Origin of the sequence: Sphingomonas nostoxanthinifaciens, from assembly GCF_019930585.1 — a bacterium.
In the GTDB taxonomy this organism is placed as follows: domain Bacteria; phylum Pseudomonadota; class Alphaproteobacteria; order Sphingomonadales; family Sphingomonadaceae; genus Sphingomonas_I; species Sphingomonas_I nostoxanthinifaciens.
On record NZ_CP082839.1, the window covers coordinates 2125043 to 2143004 of the forward strand.

General features: G+C 67.5%; 14 protein-coding genes and 1 riboswitch. Of the genes, 12 read left to right on the forward strand and 2 right to left on the reverse strand.

All coding sequences use genetic code 11. The features are described from left to right. The first annotated feature begins 33 nt into the window (after positions 1 to 33). The gene (locus tag K8P63_RS10165) at positions 34 to 711 is read left to right on the forward strand and encodes a response regulator transcription factor (protein WP_223799677.1); all 678 of its coding nucleotides are present in this window, start codon (positions 34 to 36) and stop codon (positions 709 to 711) included. Continuing rightward, entirely contained in the window at positions 708 to 3227 is a 2520-nt protein-coding gene (locus tag K8P63_RS10170; RefSeq protein WP_223799678.1) for a CHASE3 domain-containing protein, read from the forward strand. Before K8P63_RS10165 ends, K8P63_RS10170 begins: the two co-directional genes overlap by 4 nt. Here K8P63_RS10170 and K8P63_RS10175 read toward each other — a convergent pair whose 3' ends face one another. Then, positions 3228 to 4604, reverse strand: coding sequence for a glycoside hydrolase family 47 protein (locus K8P63_RS10175; RefSeq protein ID WP_223799679.1), 1377 nt, complete (start codon positions 4602 to 4604; stop codon positions 3228 to 3230). A gap of 103 nt (positions 4605 to 4707) precedes the next feature. Here K8P63_RS10175 and metF point away from each other — a divergent pair, with 103 nt between their 5' ends. The 8 genes from metF (at position 4708) to K8P63_RS10215 (ending at position 14971) form a co-directional block, all read left to right on the forward strand. Further along, positions 4708 to 5652 carry a methylenetetrahydrofolate reductase gene (metF, locus tag K8P63_RS10180; protein WP_223799680.1) on the forward strand — a complete coding sequence of 315 codons (945 nt, stop codon included), beginning with the start codon at positions 4708 to 4710 and terminating at the stop codon, positions 5650 to 5652. Beyond that, positions 5649 to 6710 carry a homocysteine S-methyltransferase family protein gene (locus tag K8P63_RS10185; RefSeq protein WP_223799681.1) on the forward strand — a complete coding sequence of 354 codons (1062 nt, stop codon included), beginning with the start codon at positions 5649 to 5651 and terminating at the stop codon, positions 6708 to 6710. Before metF ends, K8P63_RS10185 begins: the two co-directional genes overlap by 4 nt. A 100-nt stretch (positions 6711 to 6810) precedes the next feature. Beyond that, positions 6811 to 9504: a methionine synthase gene (metH, locus tag K8P63_RS10190; protein ID WP_223799682.1), complete on the forward strand. Its 2694-nt coding sequence runs from the start codon at positions 6811 to 6813 to the stop codon at positions 9502 to 9504. Positions 9505 to 9580: 76 nt separating this feature from the next. Continuing rightward, positions 9581 to 9668, forward strand: a riboswitch (glycine riboswitch). 159 nt (positions 9669 to 9827) lie between these two features. Then, the gene (gene gcvT, locus K8P63_RS10195) at positions 9828 to 10949 is read left to right on the forward strand and encodes a glycine cleavage system aminomethyltransferase GcvT (protein WP_398288819.1); all 1122 of its coding nucleotides are present in this window, start codon (positions 9828 to 9830) and stop codon (positions 10947 to 10949) included. Between the two features lie 2 nt (positions 10950 to 10951). Beyond that, positions 10952 to 11323 carry a glycine cleavage system protein GcvH gene (gene gcvH, locus K8P63_RS10200; RefSeq protein ID WP_223799684.1) on the forward strand — a complete coding sequence of 124 codons (372 nt, stop codon included), beginning with the start codon at positions 10952 to 10954 and terminating at the stop codon, positions 11321 to 11323. Then, positions 11323 to 12687: an aminomethyl-transferring glycine dehydrogenase subunit GcvPA gene (gene gcvPA, locus K8P63_RS10205; protein WP_223799685.1), complete on the forward strand. Its 1365-nt coding sequence runs from the start codon at positions 11323 to 11325 to the stop codon at positions 12685 to 12687. Before gcvH ends, gcvPA begins: the two co-directional genes overlap by 1 nt. Continuing rightward, on the forward strand, positions 12684 to 14228 hold the full coding sequence (gene gcvPB, locus K8P63_RS10210; protein WP_223799686.1) for an aminomethyl-transferring glycine dehydrogenase subunit GcvPB: 1545 nt from the start codon (positions 12684 to 12686) through the stop codon (positions 14226 to 14228). The genes gcvPA and gcvPB overlap by 4 nt, the downstream gene beginning before the upstream one ends. Before the next feature lie 155 nt (positions 14229 to 14383). Next, positions 14384 to 14971, forward strand: coding sequence for a PEPxxWA-CTERM sorting domain-containing protein (locus K8P63_RS10215; RefSeq protein WP_223799687.1), 588 nt, complete (start codon positions 14384 to 14386; stop codon positions 14969 to 14971). A 45-nt stretch (positions 14972 to 15016) separates the two neighbouring features. On the opposite strand, the gene K8P63_RS10220 is transcribed toward K8P63_RS10215, so the two are convergent. After that, complete coding sequence (locus K8P63_RS10220; protein WP_223799688.1) at positions 15017 to 15535, reverse strand: hemerythrin domain-containing protein; 519 nt, start codon at positions 15533 to 15535, stop codon at positions 15017 to 15019. A gap of 114 nt (positions 15536 to 15649) precedes the next feature. Here K8P63_RS10220 and K8P63_RS10225 point away from each other — a divergent pair, with 114 nt between their 5' ends. Both K8P63_RS10225 and K8P63_RS10230 read left to right on the forward strand, forming a co-directional pair. Then, positions 15650 to 16654: a 2-oxoadipate dioxygenase/decarboxylase family protein gene (locus K8P63_RS10225; protein ID WP_223799689.1), complete on the forward strand. Its 1005-nt coding sequence runs from the start codon at positions 15650 to 15652 to the stop codon at positions 16652 to 16654. A 96-nt stretch (positions 16655 to 16750) separates the two neighbouring features. Next, positions 16751 to 17959 (forward strand): efflux RND transporter periplasmic adaptor subunit, encoded by a 1209-nt coding sequence (locus K8P63_RS10230; RefSeq protein ID WP_223799690.1) that lies wholly within the window; start codon positions 16751 to 16753, stop codon positions 17957 to 17959. The last annotated feature ends 3 nt before the right edge of the window (positions 17960 to 17962 follow it).

Below are 17962 nucleotides of genomic sequence, written 5' to 3' on the forward strand. Positions count from 1 at the left end.
AAGCTCAGCCCATATTATAACACTGTAGAACGCATGGTCGCTTCAAGCCATGGTTCGGAGAAAAGGGTGATGAGTGTTCGTCTGCTGATCGCGGATGACCATCCGCTCGTGCTGGAGGCGCTTTCGCTCGCCGTTCGAAAGAGTGTGCCCGGCGCGGAAATCGATAAAGCGAGCACGGTCGCGGAGGCCGAGGCGCTCGCGTCGCAACGTGGCGACTATCGCCTCGTTCTCCTCGATCTGCTGCTGCCCGACGCGCGCGGATTTTCCGGCCTCCTTCGCCTGCAGCACGTGCTCGGCTCGATCCCGATCGTGATCGTCACCGCGCATCGGCGATCCGATCTGATCGAGGCGGCGCGGGCGCTCGGCGCGGCGGGGTTCCTGTCCAAGGCCCAGCCGCTCGACGAATTGGCGGAGGGTATCGCCGCGGTGCTGGCAGGGGGCACCGTCTTCCCCATGGGAACGGGGAGCGACCGCAGCGTCACGGAGGCGCGGGGGCGCCTCGCCAGCCTCTCCGGCGCGCAGATGCGGGTGTTGCTGGCACTTGCCGACGGCCGCCTGAACAAGCAGATCGCCGGCGACCTTCGCGTGACCGAAGCGACGGTGAAAGCGCATCTCACCGTTATTTTCCGAAAATTGGGGGTCAATAACCGTACCCAGGCGTTGCTCGCGATGCGCTCCGTCTTGAGCGAAGAGCGCGAGGAGACGCCTTGAGCGCATTTGATCTCGATCGCGATGCCCCGACCCCCTTCAAGCCGCCATCGAATATCGGCTTCGTCGTGTTGCTGGGCGCGCTTCTGCTTGTTCTGGTGGCCCTGGCGATCCGGGTCGAGCGGGTGGACAGCGGCGTCAACGAGTTGCGGCTCGTGGTGCGCGCATCATATCAGAAGCGGATCGCCGCCGCCGATCTTCTGAGCGAGGCCGCAACCGCCGAGAGCGCACAGCGCGGCTATCTGCTCACGGGAAGCATGCCGTTTCTGGCACCCTACGAGCCGGCGCGCGTCCGTTCGATGCAGCAATTCGCGCGACTGAGTGCGTTATATCGGACCGAACCGACCCAGTTCGCGCGGATCCAGTCGCTGCAGACCCTGCTTCAGGCCAAGTTTGCCGAGATGGACACGACGATCCGACGTCGCGAGACGGAAGGGCTCGTCGCTGCGGTGGGCGAGGTGCGGAGCAATCACGGCCGCGAGTTGATGGAAGGGGCGACCAACCTCGTCCGTGCGCTGGTGAATGACGAAGAGGCGGCGCTCGTCCGCAACCTGGCCAATGCAAGTGCCAGGCGCCGCGATGCCGCGCGCGCCGTGGCGGCGCTGCTGAGTGTATCGGCGTTGGCGACCCTGTTCGCACTGACATTGCTCTGGCGCGCGCGCGTCGCCCAATCCCGGCTGGAGCTGAGCGCCCGTGAAGGGCTGGCGCGGCTTCGCGCCGTCTTCGCCAGTACGGCGGAAGGGCTCGTCACGCTTAATCCGAGCGGCACGATCGAAGACGTCAACGCGGCGGCGGCGCGGATGCTCGGTTATTCCAAGGACGAGCTCACCTCGCGTGAAATTTCGGTGGTTCTCGATCTGTCGTCCACGGATCGGGGCACGTTCGCGGAGCGGATCGGCATCAAGGATGGCCGGCTGACTCGCCCGAGCCGCGCCGATGAGGTCGCGCGCGGCAAGAATGGGCGATTAGTGCCGGTGGATCTCGCGCTGGGCCTGATGCCGCTGCCAGACGGCACGCACATCGTCGTCTCGCTGCGCGACATTTCCGAGCGCAAGGCTGCCGAACGGCTGAAGGACGAGTTCATCTCGACCGTCAGCCACGAACTGCGCACGCCGCTCACCTCGGTGGTGGGCTCGCTCGGCTTGCTTCGTGGCGGACAGATCGCCGCGCTGCCCGATCAGGCACGCCGGCTGGTCGAGATCGCCGAGAATAATGCGCGCCGGCTGATCCGCCTGATCAACGACATTCTCGACATCGATCGGATCGGATCGGGCAAGAGCCGGCTCGATACCAACGTCTGCGATCTTTGCCATCTCGCCGAGCGCGGCGCGCATGATGCCGAAGGGCTGGCTGCGACGCGCGGGATCACCGTCTCGACCGATCTTCCCGACGAGCCGGTCTCGATCATGTGCGATTTCGAGCGCTTGCTGCAGGTCGTCGGGAACCTCGTCTCGAATGCCATCCGCTTTTCGCCCGACGACGGCACGGTCGTGGTTCGCGTGCGGGCGGAGGGGGATCGCGCGTTGCTGTTCGTCGATGACAGCGGCCCCGGCGTCGCGCCCGAATTTCGCGATCGCATCTTCGGGCGCTTCGCCCAATCGAGCGCGGGCGCGGCGATCCCCGGCGGAACCGGCCTCGGGCTCGCCATTTCGCGGGAGATCGTGAAGGCGCACGATGGCGACATCTGGTTCGACGATGCACCCGACGGAGGTGCGCGCTTCGCGATCGCGCTGCCGCTCCAGCCCGAGATCGAACCGATCCTGACGACCGAAACGAGCAAGCCCCAGGTGCTGGTCTGCGAGGACGATCCCGATGCCGGCGAGGTGCTGCGCGCGATGATCGAGGCGCGCGGCTATGCCGTCACGCTGTGCGGCACCGCGCGCGAGGTGCAGGCGCTCGCGCAAAGCGGACGCTTCGCCGGCGTGGTGCTCGATCTGGCGCTGCCCGACGCATCGGGCCTGAGCGCCGTGCGTGCGCTGCGCGCTCTGTCGCGCACGCGCTCGGTGCCGGTGATCGTCGCGTCGGCGTTCGCCGCGAAGGGCGATGCCGATCCGGCGTCGCGCGCGCTCGACGTGATCGACTGGATCGAGAAGCCGGTCGATCCGCAACGACTGACGCGTGCGCTCGACGTCGCGATGCGCAGGCACGACGACGGCAAGCCGACCCTGCTCCACGTCGATGACGATCCCGACATGCTGGAGGTCGCGGCATTCGCGCTCGCCGATCGCGGCCGGGTGCTGCGGGCGACCAGTCTGGCCGGCGCGCGCGCTTTGCTGGCCGAGACCACGCCCGACATCGTCATCCTCGATCTCAACCTGCCCGACGGGTCGGGCGTCGAGCTGCTGCCAGAATTGTTCACCGCCGACGGGGCGGCGGTGCCCACGATCATCTACTCCGCGTCGGAGCCGCTGCCGGCGGTCGCGCGACAGGTCGACGCGGCTCTGGTCAAATCGCGCCGCTCGCTGCTGGCATTGTCGGAGACGGTGGCCGAAGTCCTCGACAAGCGCGACCGCGGCTGATCAGGGGCGGCGGAAGCCCAGCAGCACGTTGCCCTCGGTCGAGAGATAGTTGCGGCGATAGTCGAAGCGCGGCGTGTCCGCGAACAGCAGATAATAATATTTCATCTGTTCCGACCACCAATAGCCCGGGCAGTGATCCGACTGGCGCTTGGGATCGCTCGTCACGTCGGCGAGATCGGCATAGCCATAGGCAGCGCGGTTCCAGCGCTTCATCGCCAGATAATGCGTGCGCCCGATCGCTCGCCAGCGCGGATCGTGATCGAGCAGCCACAGATTGAACGCGCCATCGGCCAGCTCGGGCCGCAGCTTGTTGCTGGCATGCGTCACCTGATCGGTGCCGTAATCGAAACCCTCGGGCAGCACGCCGTAGCGATCCTGCAGCCAGCTCCACGCCATCGTGCAGGCGACACCGGTCGCATGTGCACCCCCTTGGGCGAGCAGGCCGCCGTAGAAGGAGGCGAGCTCGATCTGGTTGCGGTTGAGGATCGCGCCGGTCTTGAAATCGACATCGGCGAACCACAGGCGCCCGTCGCGCCGATCCTGCTGGTGGCGCAGGATGGCGGCGGTGCAGACGTCGTACATCCGCTTGCAGTCGCGGTCGCCGAACAATTGCCAGCCGTCCCACAGATATTCGTAATAGCTGTCGCTCGGCGGCCCGACGGTGGCGCGGCGACTGAGCCATTGCCCGGTCTCGGCATCGATCGTGTCGGCGAGCAGGCCGATCTTCGAGCGGCGCTCGAACAAGGCCACCTGCGCGCGCTTGGCGGCGTCGTAATAGCGGCGGTCGCCGGTCAGCTTCGACAAAGTGCCGAATTCGGGCAGATATGTGCCGATCTCCGCCGGATTGGTCTGCGGATCGCGCACCTTGCCGGAGCGGAGGTTGACGTAGCGATAGGGCAGGCCGGTCTTGGTGGCGAAGGCCGGCATCAGCCGATCGGTCAGGTCGCGCGCCAATGCCAGCAGCTTGGGCTCGCCGCCGGCATGATGTGCGGAGAGCAAGCCGCCGACGATACGGATCGCGATCTCGAAGACCTGCACCTCGCCGTCGATGTCGAAGCTCAGCTCCGACATGACCCAATGGAGCGCGTCGTTGAAGCGATCGTCGAGCCCCATCACCCACAATGTATCCATCGCCTCGATCAGGCTGAGCCCGAGATGGCGATCGGGCAGCACGAAGCTGGAGAAGGTGCCGCTGATCGGCTTAATCTCGTCGCGGCCCCACGCTTTCGTGCGATAATGGTCCCATGCCCAGGCCATCTCGCTCTTCACATCCTCGCCCAGTGCATGCCAGTCGGTCCGATCGGCGGCGAGTGCGGGTAGGGGCGCTGCGGAGAGCGTGGCGGCGGCAAGAAAGCTGCGGCGAGTGGATGCGATCATATGCGGAGCCTAACGCGGCGAACCTTGACCGTCATATAAAGAATTCCTTATATGGGTCGCTCAATCGCGCCAGCACGACCCAGGTTGCGATCGGGAGCATCGGATGACCGCATTGTCGCTCGCTCAGTTGGCGGAGGCGCGCAGCGCGCTGGAGGCGCCGCTGTTCGCCGATCTGGCCGGCGATGCCGCCGTGAGCTTCGAATTCTTCCCGCCCAAGACGGAGAAGATGGAGGAGACATTGTGGGCGTCGGTCGAGATGCTCGCGCCGCTCCAGCCACGCTTCGTCTCGGTCACCTATGGCGCCGGCGGCTCGACCCGCGAGCGCACCCACGCGACCGTGGCGCGGATCGCGCGCGAGACCTCGATCCCTGCCGCCGCGCACCTCACCTGCGTCGATGCGACGCGCGAGGAGATCGACGCGGTCGCGCGCGATTATTGGGCGGCGGGCGTGCGGCACATCGTCGCACTGCGCGGCGATCCACCCGGCGAGGGGCGCGCCTTCCAGAGCACGCCGGGCGGCTATGCCAATGCGGCCGATCTCGTGGCGGGGCTGCGCAAGGTCGCGCCGTTCGAGATTTCGGTTGCGGCCTATCCCGAATGCCACCCCGATTCGGCGCACGTGCAGGCCGACCTCGACAATCTGAAGGCCAAGATCGACGCCGGCGCGCACCGCGCGATCACCCAATTCTTCTTCTCGCCCGAAACCTTCTTCCGCTTCCGCGATGCGGCCGCTGCGGCGGGGATCGATGCCGAGCTGGTGCCCGGCATCATGCCCGTCACCAACTTCGCCGCGACCCGGCGGATGGCGGCAATGTGCGGCACCGACGTGCCGGCGTGGATGGCGCGGCTGTTCGAGGGGCTGGACGATCTGCCCGCCGCGCGCCAGCTCGTCGCGGCGACGCTGACCGCCGAGCTTTGCCGCAAGCTGTATGCCGGCGGCGTGCGCCACTTCCATTTCTACACACTCAACCGGGCGGAATTGTCCTTCGCCATCTGCCACCTGCTCGGCCTGCGTGCCGCGCCCAAGGCGGAAAGGGCGGCGGCATGAGCCTGACCCCCTCGATCGCCGCGCAGACGCTGCGTGCGGAAGCCGCCAAGCGCATCCTGCTCAACGACGGCGCATTCGGCACGATGATCCAGTCCTATCGGCTGGAGGAGGCGGATTATCGCGGCTCCTACGATCTCAGCCGCGACCAGAAGGGCAATAACGACCTGCTGGTGCTGACGCGGCCCGACATCATCGACGCGATTACGCGCGCTTATCTGGATGCCGGGTCGGACATCGTCGCCACCAACACCTTCAACGCGAACACGATCAGCGAGGAGGATTATGACGCGGGGCATCTCGTCCGCGAAATGAACGTCCAGGCGAGCCGGATCGCGCGGGCCGCGGCGGACGATTATCAGGCGCGCGACGGTCGTCCGCGCTTCGTCGCCGGCGCGATCGGGCCGACCAACAAGACGCTGTCGCTCTCGCCCGACGTCAACGATCCGGGCTTTCGCGCGATCGATTTCGACACGCTGAAGGACGTCTATGCCGATCAGGCCGAGGCATTGCTCGACGGTGGCTGCGATTTCATCCTGATCGAGACGATCTTCGACACGCTCAACGCCAAGGCGGGCATCGTCGCGATCAAGGAGCTGGAGGTGAAGCTCGGCCGGGAGATCCCGCTGATGCTGTCGATGACGATCACCGACATGTCCGGCCGAAACCTCTCCGGCCATTCGGTCGAGGCGTTCACCTATACGGTGCGCCACGCCCGGCCGCTGACGATCGGGCTGAATTGCGCGTTCGGGGCCGATCTGATGCGGCCTTACCTGCAGGCGATGGAGCAGGTCGCGGATTGCCTGGTGATGGCCTATCCCAATGCCGGCCTGCCCAACGAACTGGGCGCCTATGACGAGCTGCCGGCCGACACCGGCGCGCAGATCGCCGACTGGGCCGATGCCGGGCTCATCAACATCGTCGGCGGCTGCTGCGGCACCACGCCGTCGCACATCGCGGCGATGGGCGCGGCGGTGAAGGGCAAGGCGCCGCGCACGATCGCGACGCCGACACCGTCGATGCGGCTCGCCGGCCTCGATCCGTTTGTGATCGCGGCTTGATCGACACCGTCTTCCCGGCGAAAGCCGGGATCTCCCGCTATCTGCCGCCCACTTTGCCTCATGAGATCCCAGCTTTTGCTGGGATGACGGAATGGATCGCATGACCACCTCCACCGCGAACTTCGTCAATATCGGCGAGCGTACCAACGTCACCGGCTCGGCGGCGTTCAAGAAGCTCATCATGGCAGGCGACTATACCAAGGCCGTCGAGGTTGCCCGCGCGCAGGTCGAGAATGGCGCGCAGGTGATCGACGTCAACATGGACGAGGGGCTGCTCGACGCCGAGGTGGCGATGACCACCTTCCTCAAGCTGATCGCCGCCGAGCCCGACATCGCGCGCGTGCCGGTGATGATCGACAGCTCGAAGTGGAGCGTGATCGAGGCCGGCATCAAGTGCGTCTCGGGCAAGCCGATCGTCAACTCGATCAGCATGAAGGAAGGCGAGACCGAGTTCCTCAAATATGCCCGCAAGGTGATGGCCTATGGCGCCGCCGTGGTCGTGATGGCGTTCGACGAGGTCGGGCAGGCCGACACGCAGGAGCGCAAGGTCGAGATCTGTGCGCGCGCCTATGATCTGCTGATGGGCATCGGCTTCCCGCCCGAGGACATCATCTTCGATCCCAACATCTTCGCGGTCGCGACGGGGATCGAGGAGCATAACAATTACGGCGTCGACTTCATCGAGGGGACGAAGCGGATCCGTGCGCGCTGCCCGCACGCGCACATCTCCGGCGGCCTCTCGAACCTCTCCTTCAGCTTTCGCGGCAACGAGCCGGTGCGCCGCGCGATGCACTCGATCTTTCTTTATTATGCCGTGCCCGCGGGCATGGACATGGGCATCGTCAATGCCGGCCAGCTCGACGTCTACGACACGATCGATCCCGAACTGCGCGAGGCGGCGGAGGACGTCATCCTCAATCGGCCCAACCGCCCGGAGAAAGGTTTCGAGAGCCCGACCGAGCGGCTGATCGCGATCGCCGAGCGCTTCAAGGGCACCGATGCGGTCGCCGAGAAGGCGGCCGAGGAATGGCGCGGCTGGGACGTGGTGCGCCGCCTGGAGCATGCGCTGGTCAAGGGCATCGACGCGCACATCGTCGACGACACCGAACTGGCGCGCGTCGCGATCAAGGAGCGCGGTGGCCGCCCGATCGAGGTGATCGAAGGGCCGCTGATGGACGGCATGAACGTCGTCGGCGACCTGTTCGGATCGGGCAAGATGTTCCTGCCGCAGGTGGTGAAATCCGCGCGCGTGATGAAGAAGGCGGTCGCGCATCTCCTGCCGTTCATCGAGGCGGAGAAGCAGCCGGGCGCACGCGCCAAGGGCCGGATCATCATGGCGACGGTCAAGGGCGACGTCCACGATATCGGCAAGAACATCGTCGGCGTGGTCCTGCAGTGCAACGGCTACGAGGTGGTCGATCTCGGCGTGATGGTGGCATGGCCCGACATCCTGAGAGCCGCCAACGAGAATGACGCCGACATGATCGGCCTCTCGGGGCTCATCACCCCCTCGCTGGACGAGATGGTGACGGTCGCGGTCGAGATGGGGCGCGCCAAGATGACGATGCCGCTGCTGATCGGCGGCGCCACCACCTCGAAGGTCCACACCGCGCTGCGGATCGCGCCGGCCTATGAGGGGCCGGTCGTGCATGTGCTGGATGCCAGCCGCGCGGTCGGCGTCGCCTCGACGCTGATGTCCGACACGCAGCGCGACGCCTTCGTCGAGAAGACGGCGGCCGATTACGAGGCGGTCAGGCGTGCGCGCGAGGGCAAGGGGCAAAACGACCTCACGCCGCTCGCCGAGGCGCGTGCCAATGCCTTCGTGTGCGATTTCGGCCAGAAGCCGCCGGCGCCGTTGCAGCCCGGCCGTCATGTGTTCGACGACTGGAGCCTCGAGGATCTCCGCCAATATATCGACTGGACGCCCTTCTTCCGCGCGTGGGAACTGGCCGGCAATTATCCCGCCATCCTCGACGATGCGGTGGTGGGCGAGAGCGCGCGCAGCCTGTGGGCCGACGCGCAGGAGATGCTCGACCGGGTGATCGCCGAGAAGTGGCTGACCGCGCGTGGTGTCGCGGCATTGTGGCCGGCGCGGCGCGAGGGCGACGATATCGTCGTCCACCCCAATCACGATCCCGAGGCGCCTGTGGCGCACGGCCCGTCCGAGGCGCTGGCGGCCGCGCACGTGCTGCCCGAGCATGAGGTGCGCTTGCCTATGCTCCGCCAGCAGGTGAAGAAGCGCGAGGGGCGGGCGAACATGTGCCTCGCCGACTTCGTCGACACCGCCGACGACTGGCTGGGCGGCTTTGCGGTCGGCATCCACGGCATCGATCCGCACATCGCGCGCTTCAAGGAAGCGCATGACGATTATCAGGACATATTGCTCAAGGCGCTCGCCGACCGTCTGGCCGAGGCGTTCGCCGAACGGCTTCACCTGCATGTCCGCACCGATCTGTGGGGCTATGCCGCCGGCGAGCAGCTGACCAACGAGGCGCTGGTCCGCGAGCAATATCGCGGCATCCGCCCCGCGCCGGGCTATCCGGCCTGCCCCGAGCACAGCCTCAAGCCGATCCTGTTCGACCTGCTGGATGCGGGCGAGAGTGCCGGCCTGATCCTGACGGAGAGCTTCGCGATGCTGCCGACGGCGGCGGTCTCGGGCTTCTACTTCGGCCACCCCGACAGCCAGTATTTCGGCGTCGCGCGGATAGGGCAGGACCAGCTTGCGGATTATGCCGGGCGGCGCGGCGTCGACCGCGATACTGCGGAGCGATGGCTGCGCCCGAACCTCGATTGAGCGCCAAAGCGCCATTGCATGATTGACTTGGGCGGGGGCGCCCGGCACATCGAGAGCGTCGTCGTCGGGCAACCGGCGGGGCCGCGCGGGAGAGCGCCGGGCTACCGGCCGCCGAAGGAGCAACCGCCCCGGAATCTCTCAGGCAACGGGACCGCGCGGGCCAAGACACTCTGGAAAGCGGGCAGGGGGCGTGACGCCGCCCGCCCCACCGAAGGGGTAAGCGGTCGCAAAGGGCCGCGAAAGCTCTCAGGTTCCGTGACAGAGGGGGCGTGGAATCGATCGGGCGCGGCGTCCGGTCGTGTCCGCGTGCTGCTGCCCGGAGAATGATGATGAGCGCGACCGAAGAACCCGCAGCCTCCCTGCCGCTCGATGGCTGGCACCGCGCGCTGGGCGCGCGGATGGTGCCCTTCGCGGGCTATGCGATGCCGATCCAGTATGAGGGCATCATCGCCGAGCATCAGTGGACGCGCACGCATGCCGGCCTGTTCGACGTGAGCCATATGGGCCAGCTGACGCTGTCGGGCGCGAACGTCGCGGAGGCGCTGGAAACCTTGCTGCCGGGCGACATCAAGGGGCTGAGCGAGAACCGCCAGCGTTACTCGCTGCTGCTCGACGCGAGCGGCGGGATCATCGACGATCTGATGGTCACGCGCCGCGCCGACGATTTCTACATGGTGGTGAACGGCGCGACCAAGGTGGGCGACATCGCGCACATGCGCGCGCATCTGCCGGCCGGCGTCGCGCTGGTGACGATGGACGATCAGGCGCTGCTCGCGCTGCAGGGCCCAGAGGCGGTGACCGCGCTCGCGCGCATCGTGCCCGGCGTGGAAGCGCTCGTCTTCATGCAGGCCGGTGCATTCGGCCATGGCGAGCATAAGCTGTGGATCAGCCGCTCGGGCTATACCGGTGAGGACGGGTTCGAGATCTCGCTGCCCGCGAGCAGCGTCGAGATGTTCGCCGGGCTGCTGCTCGACCAGCCGGAGGTGAAGCCGATCGGCCTCGGCGCGCGCGATTCGCTGCGGCTGGAGGCGGGCCTGCCGCTCTACGGTCACGATCTCGATACCAATATCGATCCGGCGACGGCCGATCTCGGCTTCGCCGTCTCCAAGCGTCGTCGGGCCGAGGGTGGCTTTCCCGGCGCCGCGACCATCCTGCCGCATCTGGCCGATGGCGCGCCGACCAAGCGCGTCGGCCTCGCCGTCGAGGGGCGCCTGCCCGCGCGCGAGGGTGCACCGATCCTGTTCGACGGGGCCACGATCGGCACCGTCACCTCGGGCGGCTTTGCCCCGACCGTGAATGCGCCGATCGCGATGGGCTATGTCGCCGCCGCGCATGCCGTACCCGGCACCCAGCTTGAGGTGGAGGTCCGCGGCAAGCGCCTCGCCGCCACCGTCACGCCGATGCCGTTCGTCCCCCACCGCTACGTCCGCAAGGGAGCGCTCTGACCATGACCCGCTTTTTCACGTCCGAACATGAATGGATCGCGGTGGACGGCAACGTCGCCACCGTCGGCATCACCGATTATGCGCAGGGCCAGCTGGGCGACATCGTGTTCGTCGAGCTGCCCGCCGCCGGCGCGACCGTCGCCAAGGGCAAGGAGGCCGCGGTGGTCGAATCGGTGAAGGCCGCCTCCGACGTCTACTCGCCCGTCTCCGGCGCGGTGACCGGGAGCAACGACGCGCTGGTGGACGAGCCCGCGCTCGCCAACACCGCGCCCGAAACCGACGGCTGGTTCTTCAAGCTGACGTTGTCCGATCCGTCCGAGCTCGACGGCCTGATGGACGAGGCGGCCTACAAGGCGTTCGTGGACGGCCTCTGATGCGCTATCTGCCCCTCTCCGACGCCGATCGCGCGGCGATGCTCGATGTGATCGGCGTATCCAGCGTGGACGCGCTGTTCGCCGACGTGCCCGAGGCGGCGCGCCTGTCCGGCCCGGTCGAGGGGCTGCCGCTGCATGCCTCCGAACTCGCGGTCGAGCGCCAGCTCGCTGCGCTGGCACGGCGCAACCTTTCCGCTGCCGACGCGCCTTTCTTCCTGGGGGCGGGCGCCTATCGGCATCATGTGCCGGCGAGCGTCGACCACCTGATCCAGCGCGGCGAGTTCCTGACGAGCTACACGCCCTATCAGCCCGAGATCGCGCAGGGCACGCTGCAGGTGTTGTTCGAGTTCCAGACGCAGGTCGCGCGCCTGCTCGGCTGTGATGTCGCCAACGCCTCGATGTATGACGGCTCGACCGCCTGCTGGGAGGCGATCGTGATGGCGCGGCGCATCACCCGGCGCGGCAAGGCGATCCTGTCGGGCGGGCTGCATCCGCACTACGTCAGCACCGCGCGCACGATGGCGAAGTTCACCGGCGACGTGCTGGAGACGAGCGTGCCGCGCCTCGACGGCACCGCCGAGGGCGAGATGGCGCGCCTGATCGCGGCGATCGATGACGAGACGAGCTGCGTCGTCGTCCAGAATCCCGGCATCCTCGGCCGCATCGCCGATCTGTCCGAGCTGGCCGAAGCATGCCACGCCAAGGGCGCGCTGCTGGTCGCGGTCGTGACCGAGGTGGTGTCGCTGGGCGCGATCAAGTCGCCCGGCGAAATGGGCGCGGATATCGTGGTGGGCGAAGGGCAGGGGCTCGGCGTCGGGCTCCAGTTCGGCGGTCCGCATGTCGGACTGTTCGCCACGCGCGACAAATATGTCCGCCAGATGCCGGGGCGCCTGTGCGGCCAGACGACCGATGCCGAGGGAAAGCGCGGCTTCGTGCTGACGCTTTCGACCCGCGAGCAACATATCCGGCGCGAGAAAGCGACGTCGAATATCTGTACCAATTCAGGGCTTTGCGCGCTCGCTTTCTCGATCCACATGACCTTGCTGGGCGAGGCGGGGCTGACTCGGCTGGCTGCGCTCAACCATGCCAATGCGGTCGCGGCAGCCGAGCGGCTGGCGAAGGTGGCGGGCGTCGAGCTGATGACCGACACCTTCTTCAACGAGTTCACGCTGCGGCTGAACCGCCCGTCGCGGCCGATCGTGCGCACGCTCGCCGAGAATGGCGTGCTGGCGGGCGTGTCGCTCGGCCGGCTCTATCCGGGCGAAGCCGCGCTGGAGAACGGGCTGCTGGTCTGCGTGACCGAGACCACGACCACGGATGATGTTGAGGCGCTGGCGACGGCGCTGGAAGAGGTGCTGGCATGACGATCAATCCCAGCGGCTGGCGTCCCGATCAGGGAGAGGCGGGCGGCGCGAACGAAGCGGCCACCGTCACCGGCAATCGCGCGCTGATGCTCGAGGAGCCGTTACTGTTCGAGATTGGCGGGCTCGACCGCACCGGCGTCGACTTCGACGAGCCGGTGGCGGCGCCGAACCGCCTCGGCGGTCTCGCGCGCACGTCGATCGGCCTGCCCGGCCTGTCCGAGCCCGAGGCGGTGCGGCATTACACGCGTCTCAGCCGCCAGAATTATGCGATCGATCTTGGCCTGTTCCCGCTCGGATCGTGCACGATGAAGCACAATCCGCGCCTGAACGAGAAGGTGGCGCGGCTGCCCGGCTTCGCCGACATCCATCCGCTCGCGCCGGTCGACAGTGTGCAGGGCGCGCTCGCGGTGATCCATCTCGTCGGCGAATGGCTCAAGACGCTGACCGGCATGCCCGGCATCGCGATGACCCCCAAAGCCGGCGCGCATGGCGAATTGTGCGGCCTGCTCGCGATCCGCGCGGCGCTGGAGGCGCGCGGCGACGCGCGTTCGGTCGTGCTGGTGCCGGAGAGCGCGCACGGTACCAACCCCGCCACCGCCGCCTTCTGCGGCTATGCGGTCGAGAATATCCCCGCGACTGCCGAGGGGCGCGTCGATCTCGCCGCGCTGCAGGGCCGGTTGGGGCCGGACGTGGCGGCGGTGATGATCACCAACCCCAACACCTGCGGCCTGTTCGAGCGCGACATGATCGCGATCGGCGAGGCGGTGCATGCGGTAGGCGCCTTCCTCTATTGTGACGGCGCGAACTTCAACGCGATCGTCGGCCGCGTGCGTCCCGGCGATCTCGGCGTCGATGCGATGCACATCAACCTGCACAAGACCTTCTCGACCCCGCATGGCGGCGGCGGACCGGGCTCGGGCCCGGTGGTCTTTTCCGAGGCGCTGGCGCCGTTCGCGCCGTTGCCGTTCGTCGAGAAGGACGGCGACACCTATCGCCTTGTCGAGGAAGAGACCGTCGAGGAGCATCACGGCCAGGCATTCGGCCGCATGTGTGCCTTCCAGGGGCAGATGGGCATGTTCACGCGTGCCGCCGCCTACATGCTGAGCCATGGCGCCGACGGCCTGCGCCAGGTGTCGGGCGACGCCGTGCTCAACGCCAACTACATCCTGCGCTCGCTGAGCGACGTGCTGGAGGCGCCGTTCGAGGCGAGCGGGCCGTGCATGCATGAGGCATTGTTCTCGGATGCCGGCTTTGGCGGGGGGCTCTCGACGTTGGATATCGCCAAGGGGCTGATCGACGAGGGCTTCCACCCGATGACGATGTACTTCCCGCTGGTGGTGCACGGCGCGATGCTGATCGAGCCGACCGAAACCGAGAGCAAGGCGACGCTCGACCAGTTCATCGCCGCGCTGCGCGGGCTGGCCGAGCGGGCGAAGGCCGGCGATGCGAGCCTCAAGGCGGCCCCGGTCTTCGCACCGCGCCGCCGGCTGGACGAAACCGCCGCCGCGCGCAAGCCGGTGCTCGGGTGGCGGAACGATTGAGGCCTTCGTTCGTGCGGGGCGGAGCCGCCCCGCCGGCACGAATGTCACGCGACTGTCATGCTAAATATTTGAAGTAGCTCGGTCTTTTTAAGATTAATGATCGTTAACCCGTCGGCCACCTGCTTTCTGCGGGGTGGGCCGACGGGAGATGATTGATGCTGCTTCGTTATCGGCTTTGCGTGTCTGCGACCTTTGTCCTGCTCGGCGTGGCAGCCGCCACCGCACCGGCCACGGCAGCGCCCGTACTGGTCGGTGTTGCGACCGACTTCGCGTCCTCGCCGTTCAGCTTCACGGTCGACGGCAGCACCTTCACCTTCAGCGGCACCGGCGACATCTTCGGGCCGACCGCCATTCAGACGAGCGGCGGCGCGGCGGTGAATTCGTTCGGCGGCTTCCTCGGTATTCCGGTCGAGCCGACCAGCTATTTCGTGGATCGCGGAACGGTCAGCTTCGGACCCGGCGACCCCTTCGCCTCGTTCGGCAGCGGCGCGGCCGTCCCCTATTCGAACGGCAACAATTTCATCGGGCTGCGGGCGACGCAGAACGGGGCCGATTATTACGGCTATGCCTTCACCACCGATAGCGTGCTGAATGCCTATGCGTTCGAAACCGCCCCCGGCACGGCGATCACAGCATCGACCGCGGTTCCCGAGCCGATCTCATGGTCGTTGATGGTCGGCGGCTTCGGGCTGGTGGGTGCTGCGATGCGCCGGCGCCGCGTCGCCGGGGTGCGCTTCGCCTGATCGATCGGCGGCCCTTCCCGACGGAAGGGCCGCCACATCGCCTGCTCAATCGGGGCTGTGCGCCTCGACATAGGCCTTGGGATCCTTGTCGACCGGCTTGACGCCGGTGAGATGTGCCGCGCCGAACGCCGCGAACTTGACGGCCAGCTGATGCCGTCGCTCGCGACTGGCATGCTGGCGCATGTCGGTCATCCCCTGCCGTTCCTCCTCCGCCATATGCTTGCTGTTGGCGAGGTTGCACTTGCCGACCGCCTCGAACCAGGCGTCGCTGCCGACCTCGTGCCGATCGACCGCGGCGCCGGTATCGCGGATATCGTTATGATCCTCGATCGCGTCCTTGGTCTCGTCCTCGGCGCTGTCGGCGTCGTTCGCGCCATGGCCGACCATCAGCACGTCGGGGTAGAAGAAGCGCTCCTCGGCCTCGGCATGGGCGTCGAGCAAAGCCTGCAGCCGTTGCCAGATCGGGCGCAGCGCGTCGGGATCGCCGGCGCCGATCTCCTCGATCATCGCGAACAGGCGTCGCTGCTCGGCATGGTCATCGAGAATGAGCTGGCAGATATCCATGAGCGCCTCCAAGCGGGAATTGAGCCCCAACGCGCGGCCGTCATATCGGCACCATCGGATGACGCCCGCGCATGATCGGCGTAGGGATTGCGGAACAAGGATCGGGAGCAGGGCATGGAGAATATGGTCGCACGGCTCGTGCGCGCGCATCTCGGCGATCGCGCGGACGGCGTTCTGGCGCAGGTCTCGGTCGATCCGGCCGCGGACACGCCCGGCGAAGCGATGGCCACGCGCAGCGCCGTGGCGATGGCGCTCACGCTCTGCCTGTTCGACGATCTGCTGGCGCGGGTGCCGACCGCCGCCACCTATGTCGCCGGCCGGCAGGCGGCGGGCGAGCGCATCTGCTTCGATCATGGCGCGATCCGCACGATCCGCTTTGCCGCGGGGCCGACCGGGGCATTGCCGGCGGGGGAGGCGGCGTTCACGCGGCTGCTGGCGCCGCTCGGCTATGAGATGGCCGCGGTCTATCCGCTGCCGGCGCTGCGCATGACCGGCCGCGCCTGGCGCCACCGCGATCATCCCGAGACGATCCCGCAATTCTTCGTGAGCGAGTTGCACGTCGATCAATTCGACGACGACTTCGCCGACGTCGCCCAGCGCATTTTCGGCGCCTCGCGCGATCCGCTGGACGAGGCGGCGCACGCCTTCCTGCGTGCGATCGAGCAGGGGCCGGCTCCGTTCGACATGGCCGCCGCGGCGCTCCCCGCGCTCGTCGCCGCCTTCGGTCGCCAGCATCCGCTGCCGACGGTGGCCGATTACGAGGCACTGCGCGCGCAGTCGGCCGAGGCGGCGTGGATCGCGACCGAGGGCAATGCCTTCAATCATGCCACCGATCGCGTGGCGGACGTGGACGCGGTGGCGGCCGAGCTGCGCGCACTCGGCCAGCCGATGAAGGAGCGGGTCGAGGTGTCGGCGAGCGGCCGCGTCCGCCAGACGGCGTTTCGCGCCGACACCGTGGTCCGCACGCTGGGCGGCGGCGTCGGTCCGACCGAATGCGCGGTGCCCGGCTCGTTCTACGAGTTCATCACCCGCGCGGTCGATCCGGCGACCGGACGGCTCGACCTGGGCTTCGACAGCGGCAACGCGACCGGTATCTTTGCGATGACGCGCGGCGCTTGACGTGGGCAGGCTAAGACTTTGGTCTCCCCGATTTTTGCCGTTCAGTAATATATTAGCGCTGGTATTTCCCGGCGTTTTACGGCTTGAAGCGCATAGATGACGCCTCTCGCCCGATCCGGCCGCATTTGTCGGGTCGCTGCCGTGCTCGTGCCGGCTGCGATCGCACTTGCCGCTTGCACCAAGAAAACGCCGCCCGCGCCGCCTCCGCCGGAGGCGGGCTATGTCGTCGTCAAGGCGGAGACGGTGGCGCTGATGGTCAGCCTGCCCGGCCGTACCTCGGCATTCGAGACGTCCGACGTTCGCCCGCAGGTGTCCGGCCTCATCAAGGCGCGGCAATTCACCGAAGGGACGATCGTTCGGAGGGGGCAGACGCTCTACCAGATCGACCCCAGCCTTTACCGTGCGGCGGTCAATCAGGCGCAGGCGAATCTCCAGTCGGCGCAGGCGAACAGCGAGAGTGCGGTCGCCAAGGCGCAGCGCTACAAGCCGCTGGCAGCGATGCAGGCGGTGGCGCAGCAGGATTATGTCGACGCTGCCGCGCTGGCCAAGCAGGCGGTAGCATCGGTCGCGCAGAACCGCGCCGCGCTGGATACGGCCAAGATCAACCTCGGCTATACCACCGTCCCGGCGCCGATCACCGGGCGCATCGGTCGCTCGCTGTTCACCACCGGCGCGCTGGTTACCAGCAACCAGACCGAGCCGCTGGCGCAGATCCAGCGGCTCGATCCGATCTACGTCGATATCCAGCAGTCAAGCGCCGATCTGCTCGCGCTGCGGCAGGAGCTTGGCAAGGGCGGGGTGGTGCCGTCGGCGGCGACGGTGCGGCTGGCGCTGGAGGATGGCACCATCTTTCCGCTCAGCGGCACGCTGCAATTCGCCGAGGCGGTGGTCGATCCCGCGACCGGTGCGGTGACGCTGCGCGCGCGTTTCCCCAATCCGCAGGGGCTGTTGCTGCCGGGCATGTATGTGCGGGCCAAGCTCAGCCAGGCGACCACCAACGACGGCATCCTCGTCCCGCAGGCGGCGGTCACGCGTGACCCGCAGGGCCAGGCTTCGGTCATGCTGGTCGGGCCGGACAACAAGGCGGTGTCGCGCAACGTCGTCACCGCGCAGACGGTCGGGGGCAACTGGCTCGTGACGAGCGGGCTCAAGCCGGGCGACAAGGTGATCTCCGAGGGGCTCGGCAAGGTGAAGCCCGGCCAGCCGATCCACGCCGTTCCCGCCGGCTCGCCACCGGCAGCGCCGTCCAAGGACGCCGAGAAGCGCGCCGAAAAGGCCGACAAGCACAGCGCCCGCGGCGGCTAGGGC

Excerpts from the sequence above, each read along its gene's own strand:
- K8P63_RS10165 (WP_223799677.1), top strand. The coding sequence starts at position 34 with ATGGTCGCTTCAAGCCATGGTTCGGAGAAAAGGGTGATGAGTGTTCGT.
- K8P63_RS10175 (WP_223799679.1), bottom strand. The coding sequence starts at position 4,604 with ATGATCGCATCCACTCGCCGCAGCTTTCTTGCCGCCGCCACGCTCTCC.
- metF (WP_223799680.1), top strand. The coding sequence starts at position 4,708 with ATGACCGCATTGTCGCTCGCTCAGTTGGCGGAGGCGCGCAGCGCGCTG.
- K8P63_RS10185 (WP_223799681.1), top strand. The coding sequence starts at position 5,649 with ATGAGCCTGACCCCCTCGATCGCCGCGCAGACGCTGCGTGCGGAAGCC.
- metH (WP_223799682.1), top strand. The coding sequence starts at position 6,811 with ATGACCACCTCCACCGCGAACTTCGTCAATATCGGCGAGCGTACCAAC.
- gcvT (WP_398288819.1), top strand. The coding sequence starts at position 9,828 with ATGATGATGAGCGCGACCGAAGAACCCGCAGCCTCCCTGCCGCTCGAT.
- gcvH (WP_223799684.1), top strand. The coding sequence starts at position 10,952 with ATGACCCGCTTTTTCACGTCCGAACATGAATGGATCGCGGTGGACGGC.
- gcvPA (WP_223799685.1), top strand. The coding sequence starts at position 11,323 with ATGCGCTATCTGCCCCTCTCCGACGCCGATCGCGCGGCGATGCTCGAT.
- gcvPB (WP_223799686.1), top strand. The coding sequence starts at position 12,684 with ATGACGATCAATCCCAGCGGCTGGCGTCCCGATCAGGGAGAGGCGGGC.
- K8P63_RS10215 (WP_223799687.1), top strand. The coding sequence starts at position 14,384 with ATGCTGCTTCGTTATCGGCTTTGCGTGTCTGCGACCTTTGTCCTGCTC.
- K8P63_RS10220 (WP_223799688.1), bottom strand. The coding sequence starts at position 15,535 with ATGGATATCTGCCAGCTCATTCTCGATGACCATGCCGAGCAGCGACGC.
- K8P63_RS10225 (WP_223799689.1), top strand. The coding sequence starts at position 15,650 with ATGGAGAATATGGTCGCACGGCTCGTGCGCGCGCATCTCGGCGATCGC.
- K8P63_RS10230 (WP_223799690.1), top strand. The coding sequence starts at position 16,751 with ATGACGCCTCTCGCCCGATCCGGCCGCATTTGTCGGGTCGCTGCCGTG.